Here is a 13,025-nt window from a genome sequence, read left to right as displayed (position 1 = left end):
ATCAGCGGCGCGACGACGAAGGCCACGATCTGAATGTCGGCCATGGCTGCAGCCTTCCGCGAATGATGCGCGCGCACCCGTGGAGGGCGATGCTCGCAAGGAAGAAGATCGCGATGCCTTCCGACAGCGTCAACGCCGACAGGTTGGACCGTCCCGAAACCCCGAAGACGGTCGCAACGAGCGGCGCGACCGCGCCCGCGGTGAACAGGCCGCCCGCGGCGGTGTTCAGGTAGGCGGCGGAGAGCTTGATCCGCTCGTCCGAAATCAGGCTCACGCCGCGCTTTCGCGGCCCTCCGCGAGCCGCGCCGCGTAGCGCGCGATCAGGTCGACCTCGAGGTTCAGCCGGTCGCCGGCGCGGCGCTCGCCCCAGGTGGTGACCTCCAGCGTGTGCGGGATCAGCAGGACCGAGAAGGTGTCGCCCTCGACCGCGTTGACGGTCAGCGACGTGCCGTCGAGGCAGACCGAGCCCTTCTTGGCGATGAAGTGGGCGACCCCGGCGGGCGCCCGCAGGGTGAACCGTTCGCTCGCGCCCCAGGCGCCGGCGGTGACGGTCTCGCGGGCGAGGATCTCGGCGACGCCGTCGACGTGGCCGGTGACGAGGTGGCCGCCGAGCTCGTCGCCGATCTTCAGCGAGCGCTCCAGGTTGATTCGGGTGCCGGCCTCCCACCCGCCGACCGTGGTCAGCGCCAGCGTCTCGGCGGCGGCGTCCACTGCGAAGACGCAGCCGCCCTCGGCCGGCTCGATCGACACCGCCGTGAGGCAGGGGCCGGAGCAGGCGATCGAGGCGCCGAGCGCGATCGTGGCCGCATCGTAGGCGGCGCGGATCGTGAGGCGGCGCATCCGCGCATCGCCCGAGACCGAGAGCACCGTTCCGACGTCGCTGACGAGACCCGTGAACATCGCTTAAGCCTCACTCCGTTCGTAGGTCACGGCCCGGTCCGCCCCGAGGTCGAGGGACTGGGCGATCCGGAACCGTCCGCTCTCCAGCGCCTGCCCGAGATGCGGGCCGACCGCCGGCAGGCCGCCCTGCGGACCGCAGGTGCCGGGCCCGGTGATCAGGGTGCAGGAATCCACGAGATCGGCCTCGGCCAGCGCGTCGGCAAGGTGAGGGCCGCCCTCGCTGCAGAGCCGCGTCAATCCGCGCTCGCCGAGCATCGCCAGCGCCGCGTGCAGGTCGACCCGCCCGCGCGCATCGGCGGCGACGCGCACCACCGCGACGCCGAGCGATTCGAGCATCCGCTTGGCATGGGCCGGGGCGATCCGCGTCGTCACGACCAGCGTCGGGACGTCGTGGGCGCCGCGCACGAGCACGCTCGACGGCGACAGCCGCAGCTGCGAATCCAGCACCACCCGCAGCGGCGAGCGACCGCCGAGGCCGGGCAGGCGCACGGTGAGCGAAGGGTCGTCGGCGCGCGCCGTGCCGATGCCGATCAGGATCGCGTCGGCATGGGACCGCCACAGGTGCACCGCGCCGTCGGCGATCGCGCCGGTGATGCGCAGGCGCGCCGTGTCGGAGGCGGCGGCGAACCCGTCCCGCGTCCGGGCGAGCTTGAGGTGGAGGTGGGGCCGCCCGTGGGTGATCCGCGCCACGTGCCCGGCATGGTCGCGGCGGGCCTCGGTGCCCAGCAGCCCGGTCTCGACCCGGATGCCGGCCGCCCGCAGGAGCGCGTGGCCGCGGCCGGAGACCCGCGTGTCGGGGTCCTCCATCGCGCTGACGACCCGCGCGATGCCTGCCGCGACGATCGCGTCGGTGCAGGGCGGCGTGCGGCCGTGATGCGAGCACGGCTCCAGCGTGACGTAGAGGGTCGCGCCCCGGGCCGCCGCGCCGGCATCCATGAGCGCCAGGGGCTCGCCGTGCGGGCGGCCGCCCGGGGCGGTGACGCCCTGGCCGACGATCCGCTCCGCGCCCGGCTCGCCCGCGACCACCACGGCGCCGACCGAGGGGTTCGGCCAGGTCCGCCCGAGGTTGCGCTGCCCGAGCGCGAGGGCGAGGCGCATGAAGCGCGCGTCGGCCGTCACGAGCGCGACCGCGCCGTGCGCGGCTTGCCCGCCGCGACGCCCTCGGGTGGCTCGACGCCGGCCTCCGCCAAGGTGCCGAGCAAGTCCTCAAAATCCTTGGCCTCGCGGAAGTTCTTGTAGACGGAGGCGAAGCGCACGTAGGCGACGTCGTCGAGGCCCTTCAGGCCCTCCATCACCAGCTCGCCGATCGCCTCCGAGGTGATCTCGGCCTCGCCGCCGCTCTCGAGCTGGCGGGTGATGCCGCTGACCAGCCGCTCGATCCGCTCGGGGTCGACCGCGCGCTTGCGCAGGGCAACGCCGATCGAGCGCTGCAGCTTGTCGCGCTCGAACGGCACGCGCTTGCCCGAGCGCTTGAGCACCACGAGCTCGCGCAGCTGCACCCGCTCGAAGGTGGTGAAGCGGCCGGCGCAGTCCGGGCAGACCCGGCGGCGGCGGATCGCGGCGCCGTCCTCGCTCGGCCGCGAATCCTTCACCTGCGTGTCGGAGCCGCCGCAATAGGGACACCGCATCGGGCGGACCTTCTCATCGAGCTGGAAAGACGGCGGCCTCTCGGGAAACGAGAACGGCCGCGGATCGAGGCGATCCGCGGCCGTCTCTATCGTGTTGCAGTGCACGCCGGAAGGCTTCCCTTCCGGCGGCGTCCGGATCAGCCGTAGATCGGGAACCGGTCGGTGAGGGCGTGGACGCGGGTCTTGACCGAGGCCTCGACCGCGGAATCCCCGGCCTCGCCGTTCGCCACGAGCCCGTCGAGCACCTCGACGATGAAGCCGCCGATCTGCTTGAACTCGGCGACGCCGAAGCCGCGCGAGGTGCCGGCCGGCGTGCCCAGGCGGATGCCCGAGGTGATCGTCGGCTTCTGCGTGTCGAAGGGGACGCCGTTCTTGTTGCAGGTGATGTCGGCCCGCGACAGCGCGGCTTCCGCCGCCTTGCCGGTGAGGCCCTTCCGCTGCAGGTCGACCAGCATCAGGTGGTTGTCGGTGCCGCCCGAGGTGATGTCGTAGCCGCCCGACATCAGGGTGTCGGCCAGCGCCTTGGCGTTCTCGATCACTTGGCGGGCGTAGATCTTGAACTCGGGCTTCAGGGCCTCGCCGAAGGCCACGGCCTTGCCGGCGATGACGTGCATGAGCGGGCCGCCCTGCAGGCCGGGGAAGATCGCCGAGTTGAACTTCTTGGCGAGCGCCTCGTCGTTCGTCAGGATCATGCCGCCGCGCGGGCCGCGGAGCGTCTTGTGGGTCGTCGTGGTGGCGACGTGGGCGTGCGGGAACGGCGACGGGTGCACGCCGGCGGCGACGAGGCCGGCGAAGTGCGCCATGTCGACGAAGAAGTACGCGCCGACCGCGTCGGCGATCTCACGGAACTTGGCGAAGTCCCAATGGCGCGGATAGCCCGAGCCGCCGGCGATGATCACCTTCGGCTTGTGCTCGTGGGCCAGCGCCTCGACCTGCTCCATGTCGATGCGCTGGTCGTCGCGGCGCACGGTGTAGGAGACCGGCTTGAACCACTTGCCCGAGACGTTCGGGGGCGCGCCGTGGGTGAGGTGGCCGCCGGCGGCGAGGTCGAGGCCGAGGAAGGTGTCGCCCGGCTGCATCAGGGCCATGAACACGCCCTGGTTCGCCTGGCTGCCGGAGTTCGGCTGCACGTTGGCGAAGCCGACGCCGAACAGGCGCTTAGCGCGCTCGATGGCGAGGTTCTCGGCGATGTCCACGAACTGGCAGCCGCCGTAGTAGCGACGGCCGGGATAGCCCTCCGCGTACTTGTTGGTCAGCACCGAGCCCTGCGCCTCGAGCACGGCGCGCGAGACGATGTTCTCGGAGGCGATCAGCTCGATCTCGTGCTGCTGCCGGCCGAGCTCCTGCTCGACGGCCTTGGCGATCTCCGGATCCGCGTCGCTCAGCGGGGCCGCGAAGAAGGAGTTCGAGAAATGCTTGTCGGAAGCGGTACCGGCGCTCATGGATGGCCTCTGTTCTTGTATGCGGGCGAAATCGGCGCGCTCGTCCCGTCGGCGTGCACGGGCGAGCCTTCGTAGCGCTACTCTCTACACGCGTGCGTGGAAGCCGCCAACACAGGCCTTTTTGCCGCGGGGGCAAGAAAAGTTGAGGCCGGGCGCCCGGGAGCATCAACTGCACGCTGGAAGCACGGCCGGGCGATCGGCCGTGCCTCGCTCCGCAGCGCTATAGGAAAATGGACTTTATTAGGAAAATATGGCAAAGCCTCTTCGGGGGAGCTTTGGCATGAACGAACGTCGAGACCAGCTTCGATTCGCGCACAGAGTTGCAGAGATCCGCCTGCGGATTGCGATACTGTCTGTGCTCAGCCATTCCCTCAGAGCCGGCTTTCGCCCGGATCAACCCCGAGGCCCGGATGGTCGCTGGACCGGCGGCGCCGGTCAGATCGTGCGCAGCCAGATAGAAAACCGGGAACGCAAGGATCGACGCGAAGACCGAGCTTCTTGTGGATGTCGTCAAGGAGGCAATCTCGATCTCGGGAGAGGTCCGTGTGCCGGCCTACGGCGTCCGACTGCATGCTGCGACAGCTCGATTGATTCGCAATCTGGATATTCCAGGTATCGTCCGGCACGGCGTCGAGCAAAGCTTCAGCCTGGGCGATAGTGTTGGTTATGGGCTGGAGGGAAGCGTGCGGACCGACGTGGTCTTGCGCGATGGAAGAACATCCTCGGCGCTGATATCGGCGATATGAGATTTCAAGACGGAACAGGACGAAGATAAGCGCTGCTGCCGACATCCACTGGTTTTGAGGGACAGAACATGACGATGGAAGCCTACGCGTTCTGCGCCCGTCCGATCAAATCGATCGAAGACTGGCAAGCGTCGATCGATGCCCTCGGGTTCGATCTGAGATTGAGATCGGCTCGCGATCTCGCGGATCATCGGGGGCACCTTCCGGCGCTTTGGCGTGGCCGAGAAGCCGGGTTCGAGTTCGGCGCTTGCGCGTTCGCGGAACTGGCGGAAACGTACGACGACATCGATCTCGGCGGGCCGTGGCCCTACGCCTACGCCTTCTATTTCGCGGCTTTGCCGAGTTGCGTCGGCACGTGGCTGGCGCTGGCCGCCTGCCTGACGCTGACCGACGGCGTGGCTTTCGACCCGCAAGAGGGAAGAATTCTTCGACCCGGAGAGGCCGCACGCTATGCGCAGGATACCGAGAACGAGGTCGATCGGATCGAGTCAGGGGAGGTCGGTCGGACGCCTTCATAGATGTCGAAGGTTGGAGGGGCCCGCCGACATGGGTCGCGTCGAACGACGGACCCATCCGCCGGCCTCACGCCGACACGTTGGTCTCCACCAGCACCGTCTCCGTCTCGAACTCCGCCGCGTGCCACGCCTCCGCGGGGAAGTGGAACACGCTGCCGGGGCCGAATGCCGCACGGCCCCGCTCGGTCTCCAGGATGCCTGAGCCGGAGAGCACCTGCACGAACTGCTCGTGCGCGTGGCTGTGCCGCGCCGCCGAGGTGCCGGCGGGGACGACGATCCGCACGAGGCTGGCGCCCGCGCCCGGGATCGTGCGCTTGGCGACGCCGTTTTCCGCGACGGTCTCGTCGCGTTCGTCCCAGGCGAACAGGTGGTCGGTCATGGCGGCCTCGTGGTCAGCCCTCGAAGATGATGCAGGCGCGGTCCCGGTCAACGCACGATGCGCTCACGGCCAAACCTTGATCGCCACCGGCCGCCGCAGCAGGTCGCGGTCCGAGGTGATGGTGCAGCCCTCCGTCCGCAGCGTCACGTAGGTGAGGATCGCGGTGTCGCCGACGTCGTCGAAGTTCCGGCCCTCGGCCCTGGGGTCGAGGAGGGACGGGTAGGCGATCAGGCCGCCCGGCGCCGCGCAGGGGTCGTCGTAGAGCGTCGCCCCGGCGACGAGCAGCCGCGGCACGTCCCAGGTCAGAAGGTCGCGCGAGCTCGTCCAGTAGAAGCCCGATTGCGCGAACCCGTCACCCGCCTTGGCCATGAACAGGGCGACGAAGGCGCCGGTGCCGCGATGGCGGACCACCGCCCCGACGGGCGTCGGGAACGGCGCCACCGGCTTGCAGGCCTCGGCCTGCGCGCCCTTGGTGCGATACGGATCCGGGAAGGACGCGGTGAAGCCGGTGCCGGTCCAGGCGCGCCAGCTCGCCGCATCGCCGGGCGTGGCGGTGCGGAACAGGCACACCCCGGCCTCCTGATCCCCGGGCCGGTCCCAGCCGGTGGTCGAGACGAAGACGTAGCGGAAGCGCCCGTCGGCGAAGACGTTCGACGGGTTGAAGAAGCCGCGGTGACGCCCCTGGCCGACCTCCTGCCGGAACGGGGCCGCCATCGCCACCGTGGGCGGGGTCGTGCGCAGGAAGCTGCGGCCGCCATCCGCGGAGGCGGCGGCGGTGATCGTGTTGTACCAGCAGGCCTCGTAGGTCTCGGCCGTGCAGCGGCCCGGATGCTCGTTCGCCTGGTACTCGTGGTGCACCAGCGCGGCGATTCGGGCGCCGTCCTCGGTCCAGGTGGCGGTGATCCAGGAGCGGTCGTCGTAGAGCGCCGGGTCGGCCTTCTCGCCCGAGTCGAGCACCACCGTGCAGTCGAGCTTGAGGTGGTCGAGGTCCGGCCCGCGCAGGGCCCGGTTGCGGTAGTGCATGCCGAACAGGGCGACCGCACCGGTGGCATCCCGGAACGCGCGGGCCGAGGCGTCGGGCACGTCGGCGCCGTCGCAGGCGTCGCGCCCGGCCTTGAACACGATGCTCGGCGGCCCGACCAGGGTCAGGCTCGACAGCGGCGGCTCGGCGGCCGCCTGCGCGAGCGCCGGCAGCGACAGGAGAAACAGCGCGAGGCGGAGCCGCATGGGACGAGACCGGTGGGTGCGCCGAAAGCGCACTTGGACGAGGAGCGCGCACGGACGGCGGTCGCGCGCCTGGACAAACCACGGGAGTTTCTGTTCAGAACCGTTACAGAATGGCTTCCCGCCGGTGCGGGGGCCCGATCCTCCCGAGCCGAGTCCCCATCCATGCTGATCCTGATCCTCGGGCTGGTGCTGTTCCTCGGCACCCACGCCTTCTCGATGCTGCGCGCCAAGCGCTCCGAGGTCGTCGGCCAAGTCGGCGAGGGCAAGTACAAGCTCGGCTACACCCTGCTCTCGGTCCTCGGCCTCGTGCTGATCGGTGTCGGCTTCCACAACTATCGCGTCGACGGGTACATCCCGGTCTGGGATCCGCCGGTCTGGACGCGCCACCTGTCCCTGGTGCTGGTGCTGCTCGCTTTCATCGTGCTGGCCTCGGCCTACCTGCCGGGCCACATCCGGGCGAAGGCCAAGCACCCGATGCTGCTCGCCGTGAAGATCTGGGCGACGGCGCACCTGCTCGCCAACGGCGACCTCGGCTCGATCCTGCTGTTCGGCTCGTTCCTGGCCTGGGCGGTGATCGCCCGGATCAGCGCCAAGCGCCGCGCGCTCACGGCGGGTCAGGTCGTCGCGCAGCACGGGGGCGCCGCGGCCCCTGCGGGCTGGCGCAACGACGCGATCGCGGTGGTCGTCGGCGTCGTCGCCTGGTTCGTGTTCGGCAAGTATCTCCACCCGATCCTGATCGGCGTCTACGCCTGGCCGGGCCAGGCGTAGACGCCGCCCGGTCGCCAAACCGGCGCCCGCGTGCTAGGCGCGGGGCCAATCGAGACGCTTCAGGTCGTCCGGCTCGCGCGCCGGACCGGGATACGATGGCTGAGAACAACGAGTTCATCCGCGAGGTCAACGAAGACTATCGCCGCGACAAGGTCGCCGAGATCTGGCGCCGCTACAGCGGCGTGATCATCGCAGTGGCGATCCTGGTGGTCGCCGGCGTCGGCGGCTGGCGCTACTGGCAGACGGCCCAGCGCAACGCGGCCGAGGCCGCCTCGCAGCAGTTCGACGAGGCCAACCGCCTGGCCCGCGACGGCAAGGTGGCGGAGGCCGACAAGGCGTTCGACGCCCTCGAGGCGCAGGGGCCGGCCGGCTACCGCCTGCTCGCCCAGTTCCGCTCGGCCGCCGAGACCGCCAAGCGCGACCCGGCCGCGGGCGCCGCCGCGTTCGAGACGATCTCCGGCGACACGGCGCTCGGCGACGGCCTGCGCGACCTCGCGCGGCTCCGCGCGGCGCTGATCCGCCTCGACCTGCCCGATCCGGCGCCCGCGCTCGCCAGCCTGCAGAGCCTGGCCGCCGGCACGCCGTTCCGCTTCACCGCCCGCGAGATGCTCGGGCTGACCGCCCTGAAGAACGGCCAGTACGACGAGGCCGGGCGCTGGTTCGACCAGCTCAACATGGACCCCGAGACGCCGCAGAACCTGCGCCAGCGCATCGAGGTCTACGTCGCCCTGGTCGCCGGCGGTCCCGTGACGGTGACCGAGGCGAAGCCCGAGCCCGCCGCGCCCCCGCCGCCGATCACGCGCTGATCGCTCGACACGCCAGTCCAAAACCTCCGGCGCGACTGGCTCGCACTGGAGGTTTTGGGCATTCTCCGGACCTTCGCCGCCCGGCCAGCCCGGCGGCTCGACCGAACATAGAACGGACCACCCCATGGAACTGCCGACCGTCGCGATCGTCGGACGGCCGAATGTCGGCAAGTCGACCCTGTTCAACCGCCTCGTCGGCAAGAAGCTGGCGCTGGTCGACGACCGCCCGGGCGTCACCCGCGACCGCCGCGAGGGCGACGTCGCCTTCGGCGGGCTGAACTTCCGCATCATCGATACCGCCGGTCTCGAGGAGGCCGATTCGGCCACCCTGCTCGGCCGGATGCGGATGCAGACCGAGGCCGCGATCCTCGAGGCGGACGTGGTGCTGTTCGTCATCGACGCGCGGGCCGGCATCCTGCCCGCCGACCAGCCCTTCGCCGAGCTGGTGCGCCGGGCCGGCTGCAAGGTGATCCTCATCGCCAACAAGGCCGAGGGCGGCGCCGGCATGGCCGGGGCCTACGAGTCGTTCCGGCTCGGGCTGGGCGACCCGATCCCGTTCTCGGCCGAGCACGGCGAGGGCATCGGCGAGCTGCACGAGGCGCTGAAGGAAGCCCTGCCCGAGACCGACGAGGACGAGGACGACGACGACCCGCGCGGCAAGCCGCTCAAGGTCGCCATCGTCGGCCGCCCCAACGCCGGCAAGTCGACCCTGATCAACCGGATGCTCGGCGAGGACCGCCTGCTCGTCGGCCCGGAGGCCGGCATCACCCGCGATTCGATCTCGCTCGACTGGGAATGGCGCGGGCGCCGGATCAAGCTGCACGACACCGCCGGGATGCGCCGCCGCGCCCGGATCGAGGACAAGCTCGAGAAGCTCGCGGTCTCGGACGGCATCCGCGCCGTGCGCTTCGCCGAGGTGGTGGTGGTGCTGCTCGACGCCACGATCCCGTTTGAGAAGCAGGACCTCACCATCGTCGACCTCGTCGAGAGCGAGGGGCGCTCGCTGGTGATCGGCCTCAACAAGTGGGACCTCGTCGCCGACCAGCCGGGCCTGCTCAAGTCGCTGCGCGAGGACTGTACCCGCCTGCTGCCGCAGGTCCGCGGCGTCGCGGTGGTGCCGCTCTCGGGGCTCGCCGGCGACGGCGTCGACAAGCTGATGCAGGCGGTGGTGCAGGCGGCCGAGGTCTGGGACACCCGCATCTCGACCTCGCGGATCAACGACTGGCTCTCCGAGGCGACGCAGCGCAACCCGCCGCCGGCCGTATCGGGCCGGCGCATCAAGATCCGCTACGCGACGCAGGTGAAGAGCCGCCCGCCGCACTTCGCCCTGTTCGGCAACCAGCTCAACGCGATGCCGAAGAGCTACACCCGCTACCTCACGAACTCGCTGCGCGAGGCGTTCGCCCTGCCGGGCACCCCGATCCGGCTCTCCCTGCGCACCTCGTCGAACCCGTTCGACAAGGGCTGAGCACCGGCCCCGCGCGACGACGCCTCAGCCCCGGGTCGTCCGCGCCAGCCATTCCACCACCTTGTCCAGCGCCTGCCGGTTGCTGTGCCCCGCGTCCCGCGCGGCCTCGAACGCGGCGATCTGGCCGTCGGCGCTGGTGCCGCCCGAGACGATGGTCCGCGCATGCGCGACCTCGGCCGCGCAGCCGAGCGCCGCCGCATCCTCGGCGACGAGGTCGAGCACCGTCTCCAGGGCGTCGGCGAAGGGCAGGGCCGCCTCGCGGGCTTCGTCGATCAGCTCGGCGCCCACGCCGCTGCGCTGGGTGCGCCAGAGGTTCTCGTCGGCGAGTGCCCGGGAGACGCCGTCGAGCCCGGCATTGAGGTCCGGCCGGCGCACCACGCAGCGCACGAGGCAGCGGAACAGCGCGGCGATGGTCAGCGCGTCGGCGAGCCGCGTGCAGCTGTCGGCGATGCGCAGCTCCAGCGTCGGGAACTTGATTGAGGGCCGGAGCGACCACCACAGGAAGCTCGCATCCTGGATCGAGCCCGCCTCCGTCATGATCCGCACGTAGCGCGCATAGGCGGCGGCATCGGCGAAGAGCTCGGGCAGGCCGGTGCGCGGCAGCTCGCCGAAGGCGCTGAGGCGGTAGGCGGTGAGCCCCGTCGGCTTGCCCTGCCAGAACGGCGAGGAGGCCGAGAGCGCGAACAGCAGCGGCTGGAACGGCAGCAGCCGGTTCATCAGGTCGACGCGCGCCTCCGGGTCCGGCACCTCGACGTGGACGTGCATGCCGCAGATCAGGCTGCGGCGCCCGGCGAGGCCGACGTCGCGCAGGATGCCGCGGTAGCGGTCGCCCTTGGTCGGCAGTTGCCGCGACCAGTCGGCCACCGGATGGGTGCCCGCGGCGAAGATCAGCATCTCGTGCTCGGCGGCGAGGTCCGCGAGCGCGCCACGCTGCCGGGCGAGCGAGTCGCGCGCCTCGGCGAAGGCGGTGACGGGCGGGGTGCAGACCTCGACCTGGCACTGCAGCAGCTCGCGCCCCGCCTCGGGCAGGCGCTCGGCCGCCTCGACGTGGAACGGCTTGACCGAGCGCCGCGGCGTGCCGCGCGTCTCCGCATCGGCCAGGAAATACTCTTCTTCGATGCCGAAGCGGTAGCTGTGGGCGCTCATGGCATCTTTCGTCAGGAGGATCCGAGCGCAGATAGGGCGGGAGCGGGCCCAGTGCGGTCCCGAGGGCGCATTTTTCGGCGCGAAGGACGCTATCCTTCCGTGACCTGCAGGCCGAGGGTGCGCGCGACGGTCGCCATCTTGATGTCGAAGGTCGCGAGGACGGCATTCGCACGACGGCACAGAGCGATGTTCAGGGCGTCCGGCGTACGGAGCGTGAGATCGAGGCGGCGGAGAAACCCGGTCGCCGCGACGACGTCGGACGATGCGACCTCGATGCGTTCCGCGACCCGTTCGATCCAGCGATCGAGATCCGAGAACGCCGATTGCGCGGCGCCCGCGTCGATCTCGCCGGTTCTCACCCGGCGTGCGAGGGCCGAGGCGAATTCCGCCGCTGCGAAATCGCTGACGATCGCGATCGGCTCGTGACGTCGAAAGAAGGCGTCCGCCCGCGCCGTGGACGGATCATCCGTCAGAAGGGCGACCAGGACGCTGGCATCGAGGTACGTCCTCACCAATCCTCGTCGCGCATGCGGCCGACGAGGTGCCCGGCATCCTCGGAGGGCGCGGCGGTTCGCGCGCGACGGGCTGCCAGCCAATCCAGGTCCTCGGCGGTCACGGGCCGCCCCGACCGAGGGATCGGCTGTAGGTTGGCGACCGGCCGACCATCCCGGGTGATCACGACGCCTTCGCCCGCGAGCGCGCGGTCGATCAGCTCGGACAGATGCTCTTCGGCTTCGATAACGCTGTGCTCGCCCATCGGGCGAGAGTACGGACTTTCCCGACGGACTGTCCAGATCCGCCTATCCGACGCGCAGGGCGCCGCCGACGAGCCAGGCCGGGTCGAACCAGCGGTCGGCCTCGCCGTCGTAGGGCAGGCGGGTGACGTCCCAGTTCTGGATGTACTTCGCGTAGACGTTCCAGACCGCGATGCCGCCGCCGACGAAGATGCGGCGACCGGGATAGCGGGCGAGCACCGCCTCCGGATCCTCGTGCGACCGGATCACGTCGATGGTGCGGTCCTTGAACGCGAAGGCCGGCACCGAGGCCACCGTCTTCGGGCCGGCGATCAGCACATGGCCCATGGTCAGCGCGAAGAACCGCGTCACGTCCTCCACGAAGAGCGGGTCGGTGTTGCCCTCCCAGGGGAGCTGGCCGTTCAGCCCGAGCTGGCCGCGCTGGCCGATCGCGCAGATGCAGCGCACGTCGATCATCAGGATATCCGGAAAAGTGCGGGCTCGGCCCCGACCGCTCAGCGCGGCGCTTGCGGGCTCACGGTGCGGTCGGTGGGGAAGTCGTAGATCAGCCCGGTTTCGCTCGAGGCGGGGCTCGCCAGCCGCACGAAATGCGGGGCGAGGTCTTCCGGCGTCCTCAGCGTCTCCGGGTCCTCGCCCGGCATCGCCGCGCGGCGCATGTCGGTGCGCAGGGGGCCGGGATTGAGGAGCATCGCCCGGACGTTGGTGGTCTCGTTCTCGGCGGCGTAGGTCTGCACCAGCGCCTCGAGCGCCGCCTTCGACACCGAGTAGGGCCCCCAGTAGGCCCGGCACTTGCCCGCCGCCCCGGAGGTGACGAAGATCGCCCGGCCGGCATCCGACATCCGCAGCAGCGGGTCGAACGAGCGGATCAGCCGCCAGTTCGCGGTGACGTTGACATCCATCACCTGGCCCCAGACCTTCGGGGTGATGTGCCCGATCGGCATGAGATTGCCGAGGATGCCGGCATTGCCGACGACGATGTCGAGGCGCTTCCAGCGCTCGTTGATCGCCGCGCCGAGCCGGTCGATGCCGTCGTAGTCGGTCAGGTCGAGGGGCACGAGGGTCGCGCTCGAGCCGACCCTGCGGATCGCGTCGTCGAGCTCCTCCAGCGCGCCCTGCGTGCGCGCCACGGCGATGACGTGCGCGCCGGCCTCCGCCAGGGCCAGCGCGGCGGCCCGGCCGATCCCGCGGGACGCGCCGGTGACGACGGCGACGCGTCCGTCGAGTGAGGTCTTCGTGTCGGTCATG

At 70.7% G+C, this 13,025-nt stretch carries 17 protein-coding genes; 5 read left to right on the top strand and 12 right to left on the bottom strand.

The annotated features are described in order from the left end of the window. Position 1: 1 nt before the first annotated feature. The 5 genes from ACFZ8E_RS22565 to glyA all read right to left on the bottom strand — a co-directional run bounded on the left by ACFZ8E_RS22565 (position 2) and on the right by glyA (position 3,970). On the bottom strand, positions 2 to 274 hold the full coding sequence (locus ACFZ8E_RS22565; RefSeq protein WP_405043830.1) for a hypothetical protein: 273 nt from the start codon (positions 272 to 274) through the stop codon (positions 2 to 4). Further along, on the bottom strand, positions 271 to 900 hold the full coding sequence (locus ACFZ8E_RS22560) for a riboflavin synthase (protein WP_243945639.1): 630 nt from the start codon (positions 898 to 900) through the stop codon (positions 271 to 273). Before ACFZ8E_RS22560 ends, ACFZ8E_RS22565 begins: the two co-directional genes overlap by 4 nt. A 3-nt stretch (positions 901 to 903) precedes the next feature. Next, on the bottom strand, positions 904 to 2,019 hold the full coding sequence (gene ribD / locus ACFZ8E_RS22555) for a bifunctional diaminohydroxyphosphoribosylaminopyrimidine deaminase/5-amino-6-(5-phosphoribosylamino)uracil reductase RibD (RefSeq protein ID WP_405043829.1): 1,116 nt from the start codon (positions 2,017 to 2,019) through the stop codon (positions 904 to 906). Next, entirely contained in the window at positions 2,016 to 2,528 is a 513-nt protein-coding gene (nrdR, locus tag ACFZ8E_RS22550) for a transcriptional regulator NrdR (RefSeq protein WP_147858293.1), read from the bottom strand. The genes ribD and nrdR overlap by 4 nt, the downstream gene beginning before the upstream one ends. A 137-nt stretch (positions 2,529 to 2,665) precedes the next feature. After that, positions 2,666 to 3,970: a serine hydroxymethyltransferase gene (gene glyA, locus ACFZ8E_RS22545; protein ID WP_243932298.1), complete on the bottom strand. Its 1,305-nt coding sequence runs from the start codon at positions 3,968 to 3,970 to the stop codon at positions 2,666 to 2,668. 500 nt (positions 3,971 to 4,470) lie between these two features. On the opposite strand from glyA, the gene ACFZ8E_RS22540 reads away from it, so the two are divergent. Both ACFZ8E_RS22540 and ACFZ8E_RS22535 read left to right on the top strand, forming a co-directional pair. Continuing rightward, on the top strand, positions 4,471 to 4,716 hold the full coding sequence (locus ACFZ8E_RS22540; protein WP_405043827.1) for a hypothetical protein: 246 nt from the start codon (positions 4,471 to 4,473) through the stop codon (positions 4,714 to 4,716). Positions 4,717 to 4,784: 68 nt separating this feature from the next. After that, on the top strand, positions 4,785 to 5,234 hold the full coding sequence (locus ACFZ8E_RS22535) for a hypothetical protein (RefSeq protein WP_405043826.1): 450 nt from the start codon (positions 4,785 to 4,787) through the stop codon (positions 5,232 to 5,234). 64 nt (positions 5,235 to 5,298) lie between these two features. On the opposite strand, the gene ACFZ8E_RS22530 is transcribed toward ACFZ8E_RS22535, so the two are convergent. Both ACFZ8E_RS22530 and ACFZ8E_RS22525 read right to left on the bottom strand, forming a co-directional pair. Then, positions 5,299 to 5,610 carry a cupin domain-containing protein gene (locus tag ACFZ8E_RS22530; protein WP_405043825.1) on the bottom strand — a complete coding sequence of 104 codons (312 nt, stop codon included), beginning with the start codon at positions 5,608 to 5,610 and terminating at the stop codon, positions 5,299 to 5,301. Between the two features lie 63 nt (positions 5,611 to 5,673). Then, positions 5,674 to 6,837: a hypothetical protein gene (locus ACFZ8E_RS22525; RefSeq protein WP_405043824.1), complete on the bottom strand. Its 1,164-nt coding sequence runs from the start codon at positions 6,835 to 6,837 to the stop codon at positions 5,674 to 5,676. Between the two features lie 162 nt (positions 6,838 to 6,999). Between ACFZ8E_RS22525 and ACFZ8E_RS22520 the strand changes: the two genes are divergently transcribed. From ACFZ8E_RS22520 to der, 3 genes are all read left to right on the top strand, one after another. Then, entirely contained in the window at positions 7,000 to 7,605 is a 606-nt protein-coding gene (locus ACFZ8E_RS22520; RefSeq protein WP_147728307.1) for an NnrU family protein, read from the top strand. A gap of 95 nt (positions 7,606 to 7,700) precedes the next feature. After that, positions 7,701 to 8,411 carry a tetratricopeptide repeat protein gene (locus ACFZ8E_RS22515; RefSeq protein WP_243945633.1) on the top strand — a complete coding sequence of 237 codons (711 nt, stop codon included), beginning with the start codon at positions 7,701 to 7,703 and terminating at the stop codon, positions 8,409 to 8,411. Between the two features lie 124 nt (positions 8,412 to 8,535). Beyond that, on the top strand, positions 8,536 to 9,879 hold the full coding sequence (der, locus tag ACFZ8E_RS22510; protein WP_147725718.1) for a ribosome biogenesis GTPase Der: 1,344 nt from the start codon (positions 8,536 to 8,538) through the stop codon (positions 9,877 to 9,879). Between the two features lie 24 nt (positions 9,880 to 9,903). Here der and ACFZ8E_RS22505 read toward each other — a convergent pair whose 3' ends face one another. From ACFZ8E_RS22505 to ACFZ8E_RS22485, 5 genes are all read right to left on the bottom strand, one after another. Beyond that, positions 9,904 to 11,025, bottom strand: a complete 1,122-nt coding sequence (locus ACFZ8E_RS22505) for a carboxylate-amine ligase (protein ID WP_243945629.1) — start codon at positions 11,023 to 11,025, stop codon at positions 9,904 to 9,906. Positions 11,026 to 11,114: 89 nt separating this feature from the next. After that, complete coding sequence (locus ACFZ8E_RS22500) at positions 11,115 to 11,537, bottom strand: type II toxin-antitoxin system VapC family toxin (RefSeq protein ID WP_243945627.1); 423 nt, start codon at positions 11,535 to 11,537, stop codon at positions 11,115 to 11,117. Continuing rightward, positions 11,534 to 11,782: a type II toxin-antitoxin system Phd/YefM family antitoxin gene (locus tag ACFZ8E_RS22495; protein WP_147725721.1), complete on the bottom strand. Its 249-nt coding sequence runs from the start codon at positions 11,780 to 11,782 to the stop codon at positions 11,534 to 11,536. The genes ACFZ8E_RS22500 and ACFZ8E_RS22495 overlap by 4 nt, the downstream gene beginning before the upstream one ends. Positions 11,783 to 11,825: 43 nt before the next feature. Beyond that, the gene (locus ACFZ8E_RS22490; protein ID WP_147841973.1) at positions 11,826 to 12,236 is read right to left on the bottom strand and encodes a dihydrofolate reductase; all 411 of its coding nucleotides are present in this window, start codon (positions 12,234 to 12,236) and stop codon (positions 11,826 to 11,828) included. A 38-nt stretch (positions 12,237 to 12,274) separates the two neighbouring features. Beyond that, positions 12,275 to 13,024: an SDR family NAD(P)-dependent oxidoreductase gene (locus tag ACFZ8E_RS22485; RefSeq protein WP_405043823.1), complete on the bottom strand. Its 750-nt coding sequence runs from the start codon at positions 13,022 to 13,024 to the stop codon at positions 12,275 to 12,277. Position 13,025: the final 1 nt, after the last annotated feature.

The organism is Methylobacterium sp. HMF5984, assembly GCF_045033435.1.
Lineage (GTDB): Bacteria > Pseudomonadota > Alphaproteobacteria > Rhizobiales > Beijerinckiaceae > Methylobacterium.
The sequence above is the reverse complement of the archived record's forward strand: the minus strand, read 5'-3'. Positions and strand labels throughout refer to the sequence as shown.